We start from the raw sequence: 17,787 nt of genomic DNA, 5'->3' as shown, positions 1-17,787 counted from the left end.
TCGACTACTCGAGGCCGAACCGTTCCTCGAGGGCGTCGTAGTCGGGAAACTCCGGCCACTCGGTGGCGACCCAGGCGTCGGCGACGGACAGGTCCGACTCGAGCGCGAGGAAAGCGAGCCTCGGCTCGGTGATGCCGGCCATTCCGTCCAGATCGTGGACGACGTCGTACGATTTTGCGACGCCGTTGGCCGGATCGGCAAAGAGGGAAAACGGGAGGTCGTTCTCCTCGAGGAAGCGCTTGACTGCGTAGGGGTTCGCGGCCGTGATCCCGACGACGCGACCGGCTCGCTCGTCCCACTCCCGCTCCGCGAGCTCGTCCCAGACGTACGTGGCGAGAAACGAGCCGACCATCGGCGTGAAGACGACGATCGTCGGTTCCGCACCGCCGGATTCGCTTTCGGTATCGCCGGCGTCGACGAGTTCCGACAGCGATCGATCCTCCCAGTACTCGTGGTTGACCAGCGGCCGAGTGAAGTCGGGACCCCACTCGCCGGGTTCGGGGTGGTCCGTCGGCTCGAGGTCGACGACGTCGAACTCGGGCATCAGGCGACACCTCCGATCTCGCCACTCGCGCTCTCGTCGCCGTAGGTCGACTCGAGATAGTCGACGATGTTTGCGCTCTCGGCCATGGTTACGCCGGTTCGTTCGTCGACGATGACCGGGACGGTCCGGACGCCGGCGACGCGTTTGACGACGTCCCGGTCGGAGTGCATCGGTTCGACGAACCGCGAGCGGTAGTCGAGATCGTACGCCTGCAGGAGGCGAGTGACACGCTCGCAGTACGGACAGCCCTGGAGCCGGTAGAACGTGATCGGCACGTCGGTGCGGTCGCTCATACACGCTCGTTGGGGAAACAGCCCGGTAAACGTATCGTCGACGATCGAGCGGACGAAAGAATGGTAAACGGTTAACCGATTCGGCGACAAGCCCCACCATCGATGGCGTTCTCTCTCCCGCTCGAGATCGTGCTCGTCTACGAGGTCCCCGTCGTCGGACTCGAGGTCGCCGAGTCGACGGTGACGATTTTCGGCGCGGTCGCAGTCGCCGTCCTCATCGCGCTCTCCGGCTTTTTCTCCTCTTCGGAGATCGCCATGTTCAACCTCCCGAAACACCGCCTCGAGGGGATGGTCGAGGACGATATCGCGGGCGCTGAACTCGTAAAGAAGTTGAAAGACGACCCACACCGGCTGCTCGTGACGATTCTCGTCGGAAACAACATCGTCAACATCGCGATGTCCTCGATCGCGACCGCCGTCCTCTCGATTCACTTCGGCGGCCTGCTCGGGGTGATCCTCGCGACGTTCGGCATCACCGCGATCGTCCTGCTGTTCGGCGAGAGCGTCCCGAAGTCCTACGCGGTCGAGAACACCGAGTCGTGGGCGATCCGCATCTCGAAGCCGCTGAAAGGCACCGAGTACCTGCTGTTCCCGCTGATCGTCCTCTTCGACTACCTCACCCGCCAGGTGAACAAACTCACCGGCTCGACGGGCGCGATCGAGTCGCCGTACGTCACCCGAGACGAGATCCAGGAGATGATCGAATCCGGCGAGCGCGAGGGCGTTCTCGAGGAGGAAGAACACGAGATGCTGACCCGCATCTTCCGTTTCAACAACACCATCGTCAAGGAGGTGATGACGCCCCGACTCGATATGACGGCGGTGCCGAAAGACGCGGGGATCGACGAAGCCATCGAGACCTGTATCCAGAGCGGCCACGCCCGGATCCCGGTGTACGAGGGGAGTCTCGACAACGTCCAGGGCGTCGTCCACATCCGGGATCTCGTTCGCGATCTGAACTATGGCGAGACAGAAACCGAAGACCTCGAACTCGCCGACCTCATCCAGCCGACGCTGCACGTCCCCGAGTCGAAGAACATCGACGAACTGCTGACCGAGATGCGGGAGAATCGAATGCACATGGCGATCGTCATCGACGAGTTCGGCACGACCGAGGGGCTGGTGACCGTCGAGGACATGATCGAGGAGATCGTCGGCGAGATCCTGAAAACCGGCGAGGACGAGCCCGTCGAGGAACTCGACGAGCGGACCGTCCTCGTCCGCGGCGAGGTCAACATCGAGGACGTCAACGAGGCCCTCGAGATCGACCTCCCCGAGGGCGAGGAGTTCGAGACGATCGCCGGCTTCATCTTCAACCGCGCCGGCCGCCTCGTAGAGGAAGGCGAGGAGATTACCTACGATGGCGTCCGAATCACCGTCGAGAGCGTCGAGAACACGCGAATCATGAAGGCCCGTCTCCACAAGTTCGAGGTACCGTCGGAGGACGAATCCGACGTGGACGACGACGCGACCGACGACGGCGTCGAGTGACCGTGCTCCGATCGCATCGGGACACCTTTCGTCCCACCGTTCTGGGACGCCGTTTTGCACTGTCGCGCTCAAACTGACGGACACCGGACCGTCTCGTACGGTTTACTGTCAGTCAGTTCCAGCGCACCTGCGACCCCTAGTACTCCGACAAGCGTCGACCGCAGGGTCGAATTCGGTGGTGTGGTTCGAGTCGACCCTGCAGTGCAGGCTTGCCAAACCACTAGGGCGATTGCGCCGGGAGATCGGGACAGCAACCCGGCTCACTCGTAAGTCGGGAGCCGACCGGACCGATCCGAGCCGTCGACGAACGGCAGGTCCGTTCGGACCGCCGGGAGTTCCTCGCCGTCGACGCGAACCGACAACTGATCGTTCTCTACGTCGTAGGCGACCACGGCGAGCGCGACCGGCACCTCGAGCAGTTCGCTTACCCCCGCTCGCGTGACCTCGCCGACGCTCGAGTCGCCGTCGAAGACGGCCGCACCCGCCTCCGGAACCGGTTGGTCCGTCGGTCTCTCACTGGCTTCGAGCGTCGCGTCGGTGTCGAGCGTGAGCCCGACGAGTCGTTTGCTCGGACGGCCGCGGTTCTCGACGCGGGAGACCACCTCCTGGCCGACGTAACAGCCCTTCTCGAAGTCAAGTGCGGTTCGGAGTCCGAGCACGTTCGGAATCCGTCCCTCGAGTTCGGTGTCGAAAAGCGGCGAGCCAGCCTCGAGTGCGAGGCTCTCGAGGGTGCGATAGCCGAACGGAGCGGCGTTCAGTCCCTGATTCAGGAGGACGTCGTAGACGTCCGTGGCTTCGTCGACGCCACAGATCACCTCGTAGCTCTCCTCGCCGGTGATCGCGTCCGTGCGGACGACGCTGACGCCGGCGTCGCCCATCGTCCCGCGGACGAACGAGAGCCGCTCGTCGGGGGAGGCGGCTCCGTTTAAGACGCTCGCGATCTTCTCCGTTGCCTTGGGGCCGTGAACGCCGAAGATCGCGTACTCGTCGGTCGCGACGGTGATCTCGACGTCCTGGATGAACACCTTCTCGGACCAGTCTTCGGCGAGCGGTTGGGCCGTCTCGGGCGGGACGAACAATAGAAGTCGCTCGCCGGCGTTGTAGATGTAGAGTTCGACCTCGATCCCTCCCTGTGGGCCTAACACGAGCGCATAACAGCCCTGGCCGTCCTCGGCTGGCACGCGGTTGGAAACGACGTTGTCAACGTACTCGCGGCGGTCGTCGCCTTCGACGACGATCACGCCGTAGACGGCCTCGATGAGGCCAACGCCGTTTCGAACCGCGCGGTGTGCTCGTTCGGGTCGGCCGAAGTGCTCGACGATTTTCCGGCCGCCGCGCTCGCCGAAGGTCGCCCCGTGGTCCGCGTGGACGGACTCGATGACGGTCATGTCTATCCAGAGGGGCGTGGGCCTCTCAGGGGTTTCGATTCGGTCGCTCGAGTCTACTCGAGGGCGACGAACCGTGTCGGTGTCAAAACGGGAATCGGTCGCGGATCCAGTCGCCGATCGTCTCCTCGTCGTCGACGTCGAGCGGTTCGTCGGGAACGACTTGATCGTCCGGTTTGATAACCGTCTCGCTTCCGTCGGAGTCGACGACGATCAACCCGTCGGCTTTGAGCGTCGAGAGCGCCTCCTCAAGGTCGTCGATCTCGGCTTCGACGGCGGCTCGAAGCTCGAAGACGGTCATCCCGTCGTCCGCGCGGTCGACGAGGGCGTCGAGTACCGCCACCTCGGTCCCCGCACGGTCTCGGTACTCCCGCTTGACTCTCATCCAGTACCGTATTCGACCACCCGGGATTTGACGTTTGTCGTTCCCGGATCGCACACGTGAAAGTCGCCACCAGGTGAGCGTCCGACGTAGCCAGTACGTTTTTTATGCCCTCGATCGGTACGATGGGACAATGGTCCTGCGATGTTCGCTGCTCGGGCATGCCTACGGTGAGCCGGAAGTTCAACGCGAGCGCGAAGAACGGGGCAGTGAGGTCGTCGTCACCGTACAGGAGTTCGAAGAGTGTGTCCGCTGTGGCGAGCGCAACGTCATCAGTGAGAACACCGAAGTGACGAGTCTCGCCGCCGACTCGAACGATCGTTCGCCCACTGATTCCGAGCCAGAACCGACCGCTCAACGCCCCACTCCCGACGCAGACGTCACGGAAACTGCTGACGGGGAGCCGGACGTGGCCGAGACGGCACCCCCGCCGGATGAAACGACCTCCGACGCGGTTATCGTCGACGCCGAAGCCGACGAGGACGTGTCGACCGACGAACCGGCTGACGCCGAAATCGACGAGGACGTGTCGACCGACGAACCGGCTGACGCCGATCCCGCGCCCGCTTCGAGCGATACTGACGAACGCGAGGTATCGGACGATCTCGACGTCCCGACCGACGAGAGCGGCGAGCCGATCACGGACGACGGCGAGATCCTCGACGAAGAGGCAGCCAATCGGCCGGCCGACGACCGCGAGCGCGGCGAGTGGCCGGAGTCGGACGACGTTGGCCCGCCGGTCGACGCGGAGCCTGACGACGCCACGTCCTGGCCCGAACGGGCAGACGACGAGCCGGAATCGTCGTCCGAGACCAGCCTCGAGGACGAACCGATCGAAGACGACGCGATCGTCCTCGAACACGACGAGTCGACGGTCGACTCCTCGAGCGGTGCCGAAGCGATCGCGACAGAGTCGGAGATCCTCGACGCCGCCGACGTCGATACCGATCCGGCTACTGACTCCGGATCGGGTATCCAACGGGCCGAACCCGCTCCGAACCCGGGCGATACGCCCGATCGGCAGTCAGAGGACGTCCCGACGGAGTTTTACTGTCCACGCTGTGACTACGTCGACGTCGACGACCGCGGTTCGTTGCGCGCCGGCGACATCTGCCCCGAGTGTCGAAAGGGGTATCTCGGGGAACGCCCCGTCCAGTAACGCCCGCCGGTTGCAGTTCGTTCTCGGATTGTTCGCCGAGACCGCGTCTTCGAACGCTGGGCGGGTGGCCGCCGAATTTTGTTGGCTATCCAAAACATCCCCTATGAAAAGAGGTAAACACCCCGCCGTGTATCTCCAATCCATGAAGGAGTACAAGATGCGTCGCGGTGAATATCTCGAGGAACGAATTCCCGATATGGAGTCGACGGTCGAGGACTATTTCGGCCCGATAACCACCACCGAGGAGTACAAGGGAAGCGACCTCCACGTCGTCGGAGAACCCGACAACCCCGTCTTCGAGAAGATCATCGTCGGTGCAGTCGAATACTCCGGCAAGAAGGACAAACTCGGCGTCGAGTTCCACGAGCGCGACCCGACGGAACTCGGACCGGACGAACTCGAGGCCGCCGGTGATGCCGTCGACGCGAAAAACGATTTCCTGCTCGAGGCGACCGGCCGTGACGCCAAATCGCGCCGGGACTCGATGAAACGCACAGTCGAGGACGATCCGGATCACGACTTATAGTCGCGTTTTACGCCCGATCTGTCGGGCTGAATTCCGTATGGAGTGATACGACTCCTCACGTATGGTCGGGTCTCTCGTCGGCCAGCGGTGAAATCGCGGCTGCTCGTGGCTTCACCTCGAGCGGATCGGTCGAGTTCGAAACGGCTATCGATACGAAATAGAAACGTCGGATACGATGGATCTGGCCTCGTTTCTGCTCGCGACGGCGCTCGCCCACGTTGGCTTTGCGATTTTCGTCGCGGCACACGCATCGTTTACTGAACGGAACGCCGGACGTTGGCCGTACGTCACCCTCGCGTTGGGCCTCGCTGGCGTCGCTGCCTACTTTTTCTACGACGAAACGAGTTCCGACGGCAACATTTGATACGGTCTGCGATCCGTATGACTCGCGGTCGCCTTGCTCCGATTTCCGTTTCTCGAGCTCACTCCGACTCCTGTCGCTCGAGCTCGGTGAGACGCGCGAGCGCGTCTCGATAGGCTTGTTCCTCCTCGAGTTGTTCGGTCGAATAGATCGACTCGAACAGCGATCGCTTTGCCTCGAGCGCCGTCCGGGCGCGCTGGTCTTCGGACTCCTCGAGACGCGAGAGCTGATCGGCGACCGTTTTGAGGGCCGTTTCACGGACGAACGGCTTTCGCAAGATATCGTCGCAGTCGACGGACAGCAGTTCGGGATCTGGTCGGTCACCGACGATGAGGGCCGTTCGACAGAGCTCTTTCGCGTCGTCGACGAAGCGTCGTGGATCGATTCCGGGTAGGCCGGCGTCGAGGAGGACGACGTCGATTCGATCGTCGAACCGCTCGTAGAACTCCTTACTATCGTGTGCCCGGACGACGGTGTACCGGTCCGACAGCCACTGTCGGTACATCTCCGTGATCCGTCGGTCGCCGTCGGCGAGCAAGACCGTTCGTGTCGTCGTCTCGAGATGTGCCTCGACCCAGTCGGCCAACGATTCGAAGATGGGCTCCATGTCCCGTCCGGCCTCGGTCAGGTCGTATTCGACGCGAAGCGGCGACTCGCTGACCACTCGTCGCTCGATCAGTCCCGCCTCCTGAAGCGTATCGAGCGTATCCGAGAGCACCTTCGACGAGATGTCCGGGACTCCCTCGAGAAGCTCGTTAAAGCCCTGCGAGCCGTGATGTTGTAACATGAGCAGGATGATCGGCGACCACTTCTTCGAGAGCAGCGTCAACGCCTCGAGCGCTCGATGATTTTCCGCCGGGATATCAGCGTCACGATAGGTCATGGGTCCAGTACCGAGTGGACCGCCATATTCGTTTTGTCCTCCGAAGCCGATGACGAATCGAGTGAACGTAACGGTTAGGAGGGACTGTGCACAGAGACGCGTATGGACTCGTCAGAGGGAACGACTCTTCTGCTCGTCGAGGATAATCCCAACGACGCGCAGTTCGTCGAGCGGTTGCTCGTCGAACACGGAAGTGAACGTGGGACACAGGGCGAGGATCGATCGGTCGAGGTCACCGAGATCGAGCACGTCGAACGGCTCGGGGACGGACTCGAACGGGTTACCGACGATCGCATCGACATCGTCCTTCTCGATCTCGGTCTTCCGGACAGCAACGGCCTCGAGACGGTCGACGCGATGGTCGAGCGCGCACCCTCCGTTCCGGTGGTCGTGCTGACGGGCCAAAGCGGCGTCGGGGTCGAAGCGATCCGACGGGGCGCACAGGATTATCTCGTCAAAGGCCGGATCAGCGTCGACATTCTCGTTCGGACGATCCAGTACGCGATCGAGCGCGTCCGCATCACGCGCGAACTCCGCGACCGAAACCATCGACTCGCGCTGGTTAACGAGATTCTTCGGACCGATCTCCGAAACGACGTCAGTATGATCGTCGGCTGGGGCGATCAGCTTCGAGACCGGGTCGGTCCGGACGACCGGGAGTCCGTCGAGTCGATACTCGAGGCGAGCCAACACGCCCTCGAACTCACCGACACCGCCGCCAAACTGATCGACGTCCTTTCCGAGGAACGAGTAACGGAATCCGAACCCTGCGACCTCCGTGCGATTCTCTCCGCGGAACTCGAGCGCTGTCGGCGCGAGACCGACGTCGACCTCACCGTCGACTGGGCGACGGCGGACGACGAGCCGCTTTCGGTCGTGGGAACGCCGACGCTCGGGGCCGTCTTCGAACAACTGCTCACGAACGCGATAACCCACACCGACCGCGACCGATCGACCGTCGAGGTGGACCTCGAGGTGACCGACGAGCGAGTCATCGTTTCGATCGCCGACGACGGCGTCGGCATCCCCGACGCGCAGAAACGTCGCCTCACGAACGTCGGCGACGACGCGGATCGGCGTGCCGGAATCGGCGCGGGACTGTACTTCGTTGCGACCGTCCTCGAGAGCATCGACGCCGAGTTTCGCGTCGAGGACAACCGGCCACGGGGAACCGTCGTCACCGTCGGTCTCGACCGAGTCGGCGTCTATCGCGACGACTGATACGGTTTCCTGTCAGTCAGTTCCGGCGCACCCGCGACCCGTGTGGCGGTTGCACCGGTATATCGGGACGGCAATCCGTCTCAGCTCTCACACTCCATCTCCGGCGGCGAAATCGACTCAGTCTCGTCCCAGGAGCGAAACTCTGCGGTGACTCGCTGGGATCTGAACCGAACCGGATAGCCCGTCGACGTGCTGAGATACCAGTACTCGTTCTCGGGTGACGCCGGCATCTCGTAGACGTAGACGTCCGAGCCGTCGATCGTCGTCCTCGCGATCGGCTCCGTCTCCGGAAACACCTCACCGGGTCGTCTCTCGGGCTCGAGCACGTGGAGGTCGGGCTCGGTCGGCTCCCGTTCGCGACAGTGGCCGCCGAAGACGTAGTACTCGGTCGAATCGAACTGATAGATCTCGAGTTTTCCGTCGTCCATCGAGAGTTCGTAGTGAAACTCCCCCTGGTGAACGACCTGCCTGCCGGTCCCCTCGAAATCCCCCGCACTGGCTCTGCGCATCTCGATGTCGATGACGTAGGAGTCAGCCCACTCGACGAGCTCTCCGATCGGCGGCCCGCCGTCGATCGACTCGTACTCGGCACCATCCACGGAAAGCGCGTCCTCCCCGTCCTCGGATTGGGCGTTTTCGGTATCTGTCTCGGGATTGTGCCCGCCGTCGGACGACGCCGCGGGATCGTCGCCGTCGGCTCCAGCCGTCGTTCCGTCTCCAGCGTCGTCACCGATCGCTTCGGAACTCGAGTCGTCGATCGTGGTTTCGATACATCCGGCGAACGCGAACGCGACTCCGGCCCCACAGGAGGCGAGCAATCGGCGTCGCCCCGTCGAAACGTGCATGCCACACGTCTGTCCATGACCCGTTAGTACGTTAGCTAACCAGGAACTCACCGGAGACCTACCGCGACGTAACCGGGACCAGCCGAACCGAGAGCAGATTTGTCTCGGAGCCGATCGAACCGAGAGCGGATCCGCCTCGAACTCCGAGGCGATCGCTCAGATGGCGAAGCCGGCGGATCTGACCGACCGACGGGCGGATCCGATCACACCGTCACCCCGTCCGCTCGGACTCGTCGACGAAATCGACGTCAGTGATCTCGATTCGCGCTCCCCCGAGCGAACCCTCGGTCGCGCGGACGGACCAGCCGTGGGCAGCGACGATCCGGCCGACGATGCTCAGTCCGAGTCCGGTTCCGGTCTGTGACGTGGTGTACCCCTTCTCGAAGATTCGCTCTCGCTTCTCGGGCGGGATACCCGGTCCGTCGTCCTCGAGGTAAAATCCGGTGGGAAGCGAGCCGACGACGATACGACCCCCGTCTGCGGGAGCGGTCTCGCGCTCGTCGACCGGATCGAAGTTCGATTCTCGAGTGGACTTACGAGTCGTCCGCTGTGCCTGGGTGACGTCGTCTCCCGTCGCTTCGCTGTACGCGATCGTGTCGATACCGTCATCACCTCGTTCGTGGTCGCTCGAGGCGTGTTCGACGCTGTTCCGAAGGAGGTTTTCGAACAGCTGCTGGATCCGATCTGGGTCGCCGATGACCGACCGGTCAGTCTCGACGACGAGTTCGGTTTCCGGCGTCCAGAGATGTCTCCACGCCGTTTCGGCGATTTCGGCAAGCTCGACTGACTCACGCGCCTCGAGTCCTCGGCCCGTGTGTGCGAGCTCTAACAGGTCGGTCGCGAGGTCGTCGATCCGGTTGGCGGCGGCGAGGACGCGATCGACGTGGGTGATGTCGCCCGTCGCGATCGCCATGTCTGCGCTCCCGCGGATCTCCATGAGCGGGCCCTGCAGGTCGTGGGAGACGACGTCCGTTAGATCGTCGAGTTGCCGGAGGGTAAGCAACGTGATCCCCGAGCCGACGTCGACCCGGTGAGTCCGAATCTCGACGTCGCGGTCGATACCGTCGACGTTGAACGTACGTTCGGCGATAGCGGGGCCGTTCGGACCGGGAAGCGAGTCCGGTGCCTGCTCGCCGATCACCGCCTCGAGGTCACACTCCAGGAGTTTGGCCGCGGCGGGATTGACGTCGATGACCCTGCCGTCGGCATCCAGTACCACCATACCCAGCTCCATCCGCTCGATGAGTTCCCGCCGCCCGAGTTCGCGAGTCGCAGGGACGAGACGGACGAAGTCGTACCGGACGACGAGGCCGACGGCGATCGCACTCGAGAGGAGGATAGCCAGGGGGGTAATCGCGAACCCGGTCGGCGGAACCGGCAGGAAGTACAGCACGTCGGCGGCGGTCCCCATTAACACGACGCCGGCCAGCGCGAGCGCCTGCCAGCGGTAGACACCGTCGGTGATCGTCGCGTACCGAACGAAGACGGCCGCGGCGGCCACCACGAGCACGAACGCGTAGGCGATCCACGGCACCGCGACCATTCCGTACTCGTAGGCGATCTGTTGGGGGTTCGACGCCGGGGTGACGCCCGCGTAGAACAGCCCGTGGACGTGGTCGGTGAGCGCGAGGGCGAGCGCTCCGGCGGCCGGCGACGCGATCAGGAGCTGCCGTCGCCGCCCCAGCCACTCGTCGGTGCCGGTGTACGACAGGGCGAAGAACAACAGCGCGACGGGGATGACGGTGATCCCGACGTAGCGCACCTGCAACATCGCCGTCGAGACCGTGGTTGACCCAGTCGCGTAGTTGATACCTGCCGCGACCATCCAGACCGTGTTTCCGAACAGAACCGCGACGAGCCAGATGACGCCCGGCCGATCACGGTGCCGATAGGCGTAGCTCGCGAGTGCGATCGCGACCACTGCGCCGAGCAACTGTACGGTAGCGAGTGCAGGTGACGTCATCGACACATCGTCGTCCGCAGACTGCGGTCGGTTTCCGAATCGAGGACCGAACGAATCGAACGCCGATCGCGGCGGTCAGGCCAGGAAGACGTGTCGCGGTCGATCGGCGAGGACGTCACGGCCGAACTCGACGGTCTCGGAGAACGCGTCGCTCCGGAAGAACTCCATCGCGTCGCCACGGGAGTCCCAGCGGCTGGCGATGAACATGTCGTCTTCGTTCTCGCGGTTGACCAGCAGGTCGGTCTTCCGGTGGCCGTCCATGTCGGCGAGCAACGCGGCGACGTCGCCGAACGTGTCCGTGAAGTCGTCTCTGTGCTCGGATTTGACGGTGTAGAACATCCCCATCGTCCCCCAGGAATCCTCGGTATCGTCTCCGGCCTGGCGTACGACCTCCGGCAGATCCGCGAGGAAGCCGGCGGCCGTATTCGCCGCGCGGTCGGTCTCCCAGAGGCTGACGACCCCGGTTTCGCCGTCGCCCCCGCTCGAGCCCGCCTCGCTCGGTTCGTACACTGCGGTCTTGACGTGCGTATCGTAGTGGTCGAAGTTCGCCCGGAGGCCCTCTACCTCCTCGAACAGCTCGTCGGGATCGGCCGCCGAGTAGAGGACGACCGCGTGGACGTCCTCACCGTGGGGCTTGCCCGCGTAGATGCCCGCCTCCTCGAGTTCGCTCCGGACGTCCGAATCGCCACTATGCGGGCCGCCGTCGGAGTCGCCGTCGGAGCCGTGGGAGTCTCCGTCCCCGTGTGAGTGGCCACTCGAGCCGTGGCCCTGGCCCCCCTCCGACCTGCCGTGTGGGTGACCGTGCGCGTCGGCTGCCCCGTTCTGGGGAACCGGTTCGCCCGCGAGGTACGCACCGAGGTTCTCGGCGGGGAACCGGCGAGCGGAGAGGAACCGGCCGAACTCGGCGAAACGCGAACTCGAGGGGTCGAAACGCATCTCGTAGAGCAGTTCCTTGACGTCGGTCGGATCGTCGCTGAACAGCGTTACGCCCCACTCGAAGTCGTCGAGGCCGATGCTCCCGGAGATGATCTGGGTGACTCGTCCGGCGTACTCTTTGCCGATCTCGCCGTGATTCGAGAGGAACTCGGCACGCTCGTCGAACGGGAGTTCGTACCAGTTGTGATCCGGGCCGCGGCGCTTGTCCATCGGGTAGAAGCTACAGAACTCGGCGTCCGGAATCTCGGGCTCGAGGCGGGACTCGATGTAGCGCTTGATACCCGTCTCCTCGACTTCGCTGTCCTCTTCGAAGTACTCCTGGGACAGATACCCCGACACTTCGGTCACGGAGACGTACGAGTCGGCGCGCTCGGTGAACTCGGCGAATGCGGTGTGTTCGAACTGGCGCTCTAAGGCGTCGATATCCGCGAGCGTCGGCCGGAGGTGGAGGATCAGCAGGTCGGCCTTGTGGCCGAGCACGGAGAACGTCGCCGAGTCGCCCGCGTCGGCGTCCTCGAGTCGTTCGGCCGCGGCGAGATATTCGATTCCTTCGTCGATCGCCTGTGAACGTCGGCGCTCGGGTGCGTCGCGCCAGGCATCCCAGTCGATCGACCGGAAGTCGTGGAGCACGTACCAGCCCTCTTCGGTCTGCGGTGGTGTGCGACGGTCCATGTACAACGGTTACCGCGGCGAGGCTAAGAAGGACCGGGTTTTCGACTCGCTGCACGTCGACGATAATCTATATCAGTGAACTGCCTCGGGACTTGACCTCGAGGCACTCGCCTTGCTCATCTGTAGACCCCGACGGCGATCGGCGGAATTCGCACTTCTACGCCGAGTGCTGGAACGGAATGAAAACCGACGATTCGCCCTCCGGGCGATCCTCGGGCGCTAAAGGGAAGGGCTCATTAGTCCCTGGTGAGTGGTTCACACCATGGCTTCGTGGAAGCGGGACTTTGCGAGCGGGCTGATCGTCCTCGGCCCAATTCTCATCACTCTCTACGTTATCTACTGGATCTACGGGCTCGTCGCCGGGTTCTCTCCTGAACTCATTCTCCGACCGGATGCCCTCGAGCCCCTCATTCCGGGCGAGAGCGACCAGGCCGCCCAGACCCGACGACAGCTCGCCCAGTTTCTCCGGGTCCTCGTCACGTTAACCGTCTTCGTTATTCTCACGCTCTCGGTGGGGTATCTCATGCGGACGACCGTCGGCGGGCTCGTCGAACGTCTCGTCGACAACGTCGCGAACCGCGTCCCCGTCATGCGCGTCGTCTACAACGCCTCGAAGATGGCGGCGGAAACCGCCTTCGGCGAGCAGGAATCCCTTCAGACCCCGGTCAAACTCGAGGTCTGGGAGGGGCTCCGGATGACAGCGTTCAAGACGGGGAAAGTGACTGAAGACGGGAGGGAAGTACTGTTTCTGCCGACGTCGCCGAACATTACCACGGGATTCGTCATCGAGGTTCACTCGGACCGAATCGAGGAACTAGACGAGGACGTCGAGGATGCGCTCACGCGGGTCTTGAGCGCCGGGTTCGGCGATGCGGACCGTCAGCGCGGCATGGACGCCGGCGTCTCGATCGACGTCGTCGACGAGGCGACCACGAGTAAGAACGCGGATGCGACCGACGACGATTGATATGGTTTGCGATGACTGGGACGGATTGCTGTTCCGATCTCCCGGCGAACCCGCAGACAGGTCGCGGGTGGGCCGGCAGTGACGGAGAGTAACTCGTCCGAGAGAGACTGCTGGCAGCGGGGTCCATCCCACTCGGTTCCGATTCTGTTCGCGCAGTGAGAACTGACCTGTTTTGCCGAGACGCAGACGGTCAAGGGCCGTGGTGGGCGACGTCAGATCGATGTATGGTCTCTCTCGGCGCGAACTCGAGTTCGCAGTTCTGATCAGTTCGTCACACTTCGTTCAGCACGTCTTCTACCGGGTGCTTCCACCGCTCGTCCCTGTCCTCGCGGTTGCACTCGAGTATCCGCTGTGGCAACTGGGGCTGTTGATTACACTGTACTCGATCGGCATGGGTATCGTCCAGGCGCCGCTTGGCGTCCTCGCGGATCGGGTCGATCGGCGCTACCTCCTCCCGGTCGGACTCGCGGTTGCCGGTGGCGCGTACGTTCTCTTCGCGTTCGCGCCGACGCTCGGTGGGCCACTCCCCGCCGTGACGGTGTTCGGACCCACCTTCGAGGGAGGATTTCTCGTCATGGCCGTCGCGATGGTGATCGTCGGGGTCGGACTGGCCGTCGTCCACCCGGCCGGTTACCCGATGATTACGGACAACGTCGACGACCGAAACAAAGGGAAGGTCCTCGGCTTTTTTGGCGCCTCGTCGAAACTCGGCGACGCCGCGACGCCTGCCACCATCGCCGCGCTGATCCTCCTTTTGTCCTGGGAGCAGATCATCCTCGTCTTCGGCGTGGTAGGGATCCTCTACGGGATCGCGCTCTTTCTGGCGTTGCGCAGCGACGAGTTCGAGACCGTCCCGTCCGGGCAGCGAACGGACGACGATACGGGCGCGGAAACGACGGCGGAGTTAGCCCGAACGGAGCCTCGAACCTTCTTCTATCCGATGGCTGTAATCTACTTCTTCTTCGTCTCGAGCAGCGTCACGAGCCACGCCATCACCGCCTTTCTCCCGGCGTTTCTGGTCGCGGTGTACGCCCACTCGTTCGAGGCCGTCGGCGTCCACGTCGGCGCCGAGTCGGTTGCCAGCGTCTACTTCGCGCTCGTGTTGCTCGCCGGCGCCGCGATGCAGCTGTACCTGGGCGGAGTAACCGACGAGTACGACTCGCGGCTCGTGTTGATCGGTTGTATGCTGCTCGCGACCGTCGGCATGGTTGCGCTGGCCGTCTTCGACCTCCACCCGGCGGCGCTCGTCGCCGTACTGTTCGTCCTCGGCGGCGGCCTCTACGGGGTCAATCCGGCTCGAGACGCGCTGATCAGCGATCTCACGCCCCCCGAGTTCGAAGGCCGAGTGTTTGGCTACATCTTCACGGCTGGAACGCTGACTGGCGCGGCATTTCCCACCCTCATCGGGTATCTGCTCGAGCATCTCGGGATGCGTTCGGGCTATCTCGTCGTCTCGTTCGGGACGGTACTGGCGGCCGTCTTCGTCGCGTTGCTCTACTCGGATCGCGTCTTCGCCCCGGCGTCGGAGCCAGAACCGGACCCAGACCTTCGGAGCGGCCCCGAAGGGTCGGACTGAGCACGGGACTCGAGATCGCGTACGCCTCGTACGATCTCTCGGCCGTCAGTCGTCCCAAACCGCACGAGAAGAGGCGAAATCGGTTTCGGTGCGACGTCAGCACCCGCTCGAGTCGGTTAGACGTACGTGAACCACTCGTCGTACTCGTCTGTCTTGCGCTCGACGACGTCGAAAAAGCGCGACTGGATGTCCTCGGTGACGGGTCCGCGCGAGCCGTCGCCGATGACGACGTTGTCGACCTTGCGGATCGGCGTAACCTCGGCTGCCGAGCCAGTAAAGAACAGTTCGTCGGCCGTGTTGAGTTCACCTCGGGAGATCGAGACGTTGTCGTGGACCGTATAGCCGAGATCCTCCGCGAGGGTGATCACGGTCTCGCGCGTGATGCCGTCCAAGATCGACTCCGAGAGACCGGGCGTGTAGATCTCGCCGTCGCGAACGAGAAAGACGTTCTCGCCGGGACCTTCGGCGACGTTGCCCTCCTTGTTCAGAACGATCGCCTCGGCGTAGCCGTTGCGACGGGCTTCCTCACCGGCGAGCATGCTGTTGACGTACAGTCCCGTCGTCTTCGCATTCGTCGGAATCTGGCTCGAGGCGTGTTTGCGCCACGAGGAGATCATCACGTCGATGCCGTTCTCTAAGGCTTCCTCGCCGAGGTAGGCACCCCACGGCCAGACGGCGATGGCGGTGCGGGTGGGACAGTCCTTGGGACTGACGCCCAGCGAGTTGTAGCCGTAGAAGGCGATCGGGCGGATGTAACAGGAGGGCAGTTCCTGGCGCTGGATGAGTTCGATCGTCGCCTCGGTGAGTTCCTCGATCGAGTGGTCGATCTCCATCTCGTAGGGCTTTGCCGACTGGAAGAGTCGTTCTAAGTGTTCCTCCCAGCGGAAGATGGCCGGCCCCTGCTCGGTGTCATAACAGCGTGCGCCCTCGAAGACGCCGCTTCCGTAGTGGAGTCCGTGCGTGAGGACGTGGACCTGCGCCTCGTCCCAGTCGACGTACTCCCCGTCCATCCAGATCGTGTCGACGTCCATCTCGTCGAATCCCATACCCGTGTCTGTCGAAAGCCACTGTACTAAGTGTTCGCGATTGTATCGACGCCGCGAGTCGGCGAGGCCCGAGTCATCACCGAATCCCGGTTCTCGAGTCGTCGCAGAGTCGTCGATCACGTCGAGGTCGAGGAAGGCGTCGACACGGTACAGTACGTCGGCGACTCCGGCGTCGGCTACAGCGGCAAACTCAGGTGACGGATCGACGGAGTGGCACACTCCGATTCCGGACACACGAACGACGTTTTCGACTGCTGTACCAAAATGGAATAACCCACAGCATCGAAAGAGCAGATATGGATCACTCCGTCAAACGACGGTCGGTTATCGGGGCTGTCGGCGGACTCGCAATCGCGTCTCTCGCTGGCTGTCTTGGCGATGGGACGGACGGAGCCGCAGACGACACAGACGATGCTAGTGCCGACGACGGCAACGGCGACAGCGATGGAGGCGAATCCGAACCCGAGGCCGTCGGCAGCGACGGACTCGTCTACGCGTTTGCGCCGGATCGCATCTCGATTCTTGACCCCGCCGACGGTGACGTCGTCGACGAGATCACCGACGAGTTCGACGACGAGGCGTGGGCGGACCCACAGATCACCCATGATTACGGACTGCTATTCGTCGTCGAGCAGTCGCTCAGTCAGGTCCACGTCATCGACACCGAAACGCGTACGCACGAGACCGCGATCGACGTCGGTCCGGGCGTCAATCACATCTACCACCCGGTGGACGACGAAATCTGGGTCCACGCCGACGACGATGGGGCGTTCTACGTGATCGACGTCGACGCCCTCGAGGTGAGCGAAATCGTCGAGGCCGGCCTCGAGGGCGAAGGCCACGGCAAACTCCTCTATCACGAGGCGATGGGCGACACTGGCTATGCAACGAACGTCAACGATCCCGGCGTGCCGGTGATCGACCTCGAGACCTACGAGCGGACGGGATTCGTCGAGTTCGGCGAGGGCGGCAGCACCCACTACAAGGCCTACGGCCCACGAAACGGTCTCGCGTACGTCGAGTACCGCGGCGGGACGACTGTCGTCAACACCGAGACCGACGAAATCGTCGACGAACTCGAGTTCACCGGCGGCATGTTCCTCTCACCCGAGGAGGATCGACTCGCGATCGTCGACGATGAGGTCTACATTGTCGATGTGACCAGTGAAGACAGTGACGTGCTCGGGAGCCTCGCAATCGACGGCGATCCCTCAACGGTCCGCTTCGGGCCCGAGGGTGAGACCGCCTTCGTCGCGAACGCCGAATCGGGCGATGTCGCCGTCATCGACGTCGCCACACTCGAAGAGATCGACCGGCTCGAGGCGGGTGAGTTCGACGGCCGGAATCGGATGGCTGTCGTCGGAGACGAGTACTTCATCACGCCAGCTGACGCCGACGAGTCGGTCGCCGTCGTCGATATGGCTGCCCAGGAAGCCGAACTGATCGACGTCGGTGTTTCCGTCGACACGCTCCAGTATGTCGGCGACTCCGGAACTGGATACACAGGCCGGTACCGATGACTGCCGGTTGCGGATAC

18 protein-coding genes are annotated in these 17,787 nt (G+C 63.5%); 9 read left to right on the top strand and 9 right to left on the bottom strand.

All coding sequences use genetic code 11. The features are described from left to right. Positions 1–4: 4 nt before the first annotated feature. Both FYC77_RS15470 and FYC77_RS15465 read right to left on the bottom strand, forming a co-directional pair. The gene (locus FYC77_RS15470) at positions 5–544 is read right to left on the bottom strand and encodes a redoxin domain-containing protein (protein ID WP_149082402.1); all 540 of its coding nucleotides are present in this window, start codon (positions 542–544) and stop codon (positions 5–7) included. Further along, complete coding sequence (locus FYC77_RS15465) at positions 544–837, bottom strand: glutaredoxin family protein (protein WP_149082401.1); 294 nt, start codon at positions 835–837, stop codon at positions 544–546. The genes FYC77_RS15470 and FYC77_RS15465 overlap by 1 nt, the downstream gene beginning before the upstream one ends. A gap of 102 nt (positions 838–939) precedes the next feature. Here FYC77_RS15465 and FYC77_RS15460 point away from each other — a divergent pair, with 102 nt between their 5' ends. Next, positions 940–2,328 (top strand): hemolysin family protein, encoded by a 1,389-nt coding sequence (locus FYC77_RS15460; protein ID WP_149082400.1) that lies wholly within the window; start codon positions 940–942, stop codon positions 2,326–2,328. 260 nt (positions 2,329–2,588) lie between these two features. Here FYC77_RS15460 and ygfZ read toward each other — a convergent pair whose 3' ends face one another. Together ygfZ and FYC77_RS15450 are read right to left on the bottom strand one after the other, a co-directional pair. After that, entirely contained in the window at positions 2,589–3,716 is a 1,128-nt protein-coding gene (gene ygfZ, locus FYC77_RS15455) for a CAF17-like 4Fe-4S cluster assembly/insertion protein YgfZ (RefSeq protein WP_149082399.1), read from the bottom strand. 82 nt (positions 3,717–3,798) lie between these two features. Further along, the gene (locus FYC77_RS15450) at positions 3,799–4,098 is read right to left on the bottom strand and encodes a DUF6432 family protein (protein WP_149082398.1); all 300 of its coding nucleotides are present in this window, start codon (positions 4,096–4,098) and stop codon (positions 3,799–3,801) included. 130 nt (positions 4,099–4,228) lie between these two features. Here FYC77_RS15450 and FYC77_RS15445 point away from each other — a divergent pair, with 130 nt between their 5' ends. The 3 genes from FYC77_RS15445 to FYC77_RS15435 all read left to right on the top strand — a co-directional run bounded on the left by FYC77_RS15445 (position 4,229) and on the right by FYC77_RS15435 (position 6,144). Further along, on the top strand, positions 4,229–5,254 hold the full coding sequence (locus FYC77_RS15445) for a DUF7093 family protein (RefSeq protein ID WP_149082397.1): 1,026 nt from the start codon (positions 4,229–4,231) through the stop codon (positions 5,252–5,254). A gap of 142 nt (positions 5,255–5,396) precedes the next feature. Then, the gene (locus tag FYC77_RS15440; protein ID WP_149082396.1) at positions 5,397–5,780 is read left to right on the top strand and encodes a DUF5611 family protein; all 384 of its coding nucleotides are present in this window, start codon (positions 5,397–5,399) and stop codon (positions 5,778–5,780) included. Positions 5,781–5,955: 175 nt separating this feature from the next. Continuing rightward, positions 5,956–6,144: a hypothetical protein gene (locus FYC77_RS15435; protein ID WP_149082395.1), complete on the top strand. Its 189-nt coding sequence runs from the start codon at positions 5,956–5,958 to the stop codon at positions 6,142–6,144. 58 nt (positions 6,145–6,202) lie between these two features. On the opposite strand, the gene FYC77_RS15430 is transcribed toward FYC77_RS15435, so the two are convergent. After that, the gene (locus FYC77_RS15430) at positions 6,203–7,024 is read right to left on the bottom strand and encodes a winged helix-turn-helix transcriptional regulator (RefSeq protein ID WP_149082394.1); all 822 of its coding nucleotides are present in this window, start codon (positions 7,022–7,024) and stop codon (positions 6,203–6,205) included. Between the two features lie 102 nt (positions 7,025–7,126). On the opposite strand from FYC77_RS15430, the gene FYC77_RS15425 reads away from it, so the two are divergent. Then, positions 7,127–8,245 carry a hybrid sensor histidine kinase/response regulator gene (locus tag FYC77_RS15425; RefSeq protein WP_149082393.1) on the top strand — a complete coding sequence of 373 codons (1,119 nt, stop codon included), beginning with the start codon at positions 7,127–7,129 and terminating at the stop codon, positions 8,243–8,245. Positions 8,246–8,325: 80 nt separating this feature from the next. On the opposite strand, the gene FYC77_RS15420 is transcribed toward FYC77_RS15425, so the two are convergent. The 3 genes from FYC77_RS15420 to FYC77_RS15410 all read right to left on the bottom strand — a co-directional run bounded on the left by FYC77_RS15420 (position 8,326) and on the right by FYC77_RS15410 (position 12,661). Beyond that, complete coding sequence (locus tag FYC77_RS15420; RefSeq protein WP_149082392.1) at positions 8,326–9,090, bottom strand: hypothetical protein; 765 nt, start codon at positions 9,088–9,090, stop codon at positions 8,326–8,328. 211 nt (positions 9,091–9,301) lie between these two features. After that, positions 9,302–11,053 (bottom strand): histidine kinase N-terminal 7TM domain-containing protein, encoded by a 1,752-nt coding sequence (locus FYC77_RS15415; RefSeq protein WP_149082391.1) that lies wholly within the window; start codon positions 11,051–11,053, stop codon positions 9,302–9,304. 75 nt (positions 11,054–11,128) lie between these two features. Next, positions 11,129–12,661 carry a heme-binding protein gene (locus tag FYC77_RS15410; protein WP_149082390.1) on the bottom strand — a complete coding sequence of 511 codons (1,533 nt, stop codon included), beginning with the start codon at positions 12,659–12,661 and terminating at the stop codon, positions 11,129–11,131. Positions 12,662–12,923: 262 nt separating this feature from the next. Here FYC77_RS15410 and FYC77_RS15405 point away from each other — a divergent pair, with 262 nt between their 5' ends. Next, positions 12,924–13,628 carry a DUF502 domain-containing protein gene (locus FYC77_RS15405; RefSeq protein ID WP_149082389.1) on the top strand — a complete coding sequence of 235 codons (705 nt, stop codon included), beginning with the start codon at positions 12,924–12,926 and terminating at the stop codon, positions 13,626–13,628. Positions 13,629–13,830: 202 nt separating this feature from the next. After that, on the top strand, positions 13,831–15,204 hold the full coding sequence (locus FYC77_RS15400; RefSeq protein ID WP_238386982.1) for an MFS transporter: 1,374 nt from the start codon (positions 13,831–13,833) through the stop codon (positions 15,202–15,204). Between the two features lie 116 nt (positions 15,205–15,320). Here FYC77_RS15400 and FYC77_RS15395 read toward each other — a convergent pair whose 3' ends face one another. Further along, positions 15,321–16,250, bottom strand: a complete 930-nt coding sequence (locus tag FYC77_RS15395) for a branched-chain amino acid transaminase (protein WP_149082387.1) — start codon at positions 16,248–16,250, stop codon at positions 15,321–15,323. A 30-nt stretch (positions 16,251–16,280) separates the two neighbouring features. Between FYC77_RS15395 and FYC77_RS20200 the strand changes: the two genes are divergently transcribed. Together FYC77_RS20200 and FYC77_RS15390 are read left to right on the top strand one after the other, a co-directional pair. Continuing rightward, positions 16,281–16,448 carry a hypothetical protein gene (locus FYC77_RS20200; RefSeq protein WP_162354543.1) on the top strand — a complete coding sequence of 56 codons (168 nt, stop codon included), beginning with the start codon at positions 16,281–16,283 and terminating at the stop codon, positions 16,446–16,448. 98 nt (positions 16,449–16,546) lie between these two features. Then, positions 16,547–17,770 carry a beta-propeller fold lactonase family protein gene (locus FYC77_RS15390; protein WP_149082386.1) on the top strand — a complete coding sequence of 408 codons (1,224 nt, stop codon included), beginning with the start codon at positions 16,547–16,549 and terminating at the stop codon, positions 17,768–17,770. Positions 17,771–17,787 lie beyond the last annotated feature (17 nt).

Source organism: Natrialba swarupiae, assembly GCF_008245225.1.
GTDB classification, from domain to species: domain Archaea; phylum Halobacteriota; class Halobacteria; order Halobacteriales; family Natrialbaceae; genus Natrarchaeobius; species Natrarchaeobius swarupiae.
The sequence above is the reverse complement of the archived record's forward strand: the minus strand, read 5'-3'. Positions and strand labels throughout refer to the sequence as shown.

Coding starts and splice junctions, on each gene's coding strand:
- FYC77_RS15470 (WP_149082402.1), bottom strand. CDS start 544: ATGCCCGAGTTCGACGTCGTCGACCTCGAGCCGACGGACCACCCCGAA.
- FYC77_RS15465 (WP_149082401.1), bottom strand. CDS start 837: ATGAGCGACCGCACCGACGTGCCGATCACGTTCTACCGGCTCCAGGGC.
- FYC77_RS15460 (WP_149082400.1), top strand. CDS start 940: ATGGCGTTCTCTCTCCCGCTCGAGATCGTGCTCGTCTACGAGGTCCCC.
- ygfZ (WP_149082399.1), bottom strand. CDS start 3,716: ATGACCGTCATCGAGTCCGTCCACGCGGACCACGGGGCGACCTTCGGC.
- FYC77_RS15450 (WP_149082398.1), bottom strand. CDS start 4,098: ATGAGAGTCAAGCGGGAGTACCGAGACCGTGCGGGGACCGAGGTGGCG.
- FYC77_RS15445 (WP_149082397.1), top strand. CDS start 4,229: ATGGTCCTGCGATGTTCGCTGCTCGGGCATGCCTACGGTGAGCCGGAA.
- FYC77_RS15440 (WP_149082396.1), top strand. CDS start 5,397: ATGAAGGAGTACAAGATGCGTCGCGGTGAATATCTCGAGGAACGAATT.
- FYC77_RS15435 (WP_149082395.1), top strand. CDS start 5,956: ATGGATCTGGCCTCGTTTCTGCTCGCGACGGCGCTCGCCCACGTTGGC.
- FYC77_RS15430 (WP_149082394.1), bottom strand. CDS start 7,024: ATGACCTATCGTGACGCTGATATCCCGGCGGAAAATCATCGAGCGCTC.
- FYC77_RS15425 (WP_149082393.1), top strand. CDS start 7,127: ATGGACTCGTCAGAGGGAACGACTCTTCTGCTCGTCGAGGATAATCCC.
- FYC77_RS15420 (WP_149082392.1), bottom strand. CDS start 9,090: ATGCACGTTTCGACGGGGCGACGCCGATTGCTCGCCTCCTGTGGGGCC.
- FYC77_RS15415 (WP_149082391.1), bottom strand. CDS start 11,053: ATGACGTCACCTGCACTCGCTACCGTACAGTTGCTCGGCGCAGTGGTC.
- FYC77_RS15410 (WP_149082390.1), bottom strand. CDS start 12,661: ATGGACCGTCGCACACCACCGCAGACCGAAGAGGGCTGGTACGTGCTC.
- FYC77_RS15405 (WP_149082389.1), top strand. CDS start 12,924: ATGGCTTCGTGGAAGCGGGACTTTGCGAGCGGGCTGATCGTCCTCGGC.
- FYC77_RS15395 (WP_149082387.1), bottom strand. CDS start 16,250: ATGGGATTCGACGAGATGGACGTCGACACGATCTGGATGGACGGGGAG.
- FYC77_RS15390 (WP_149082386.1), top strand. CDS start 16,547: ATGGATCACTCCGTCAAACGACGGTCGGTTATCGGGGCTGTCGGCGGA.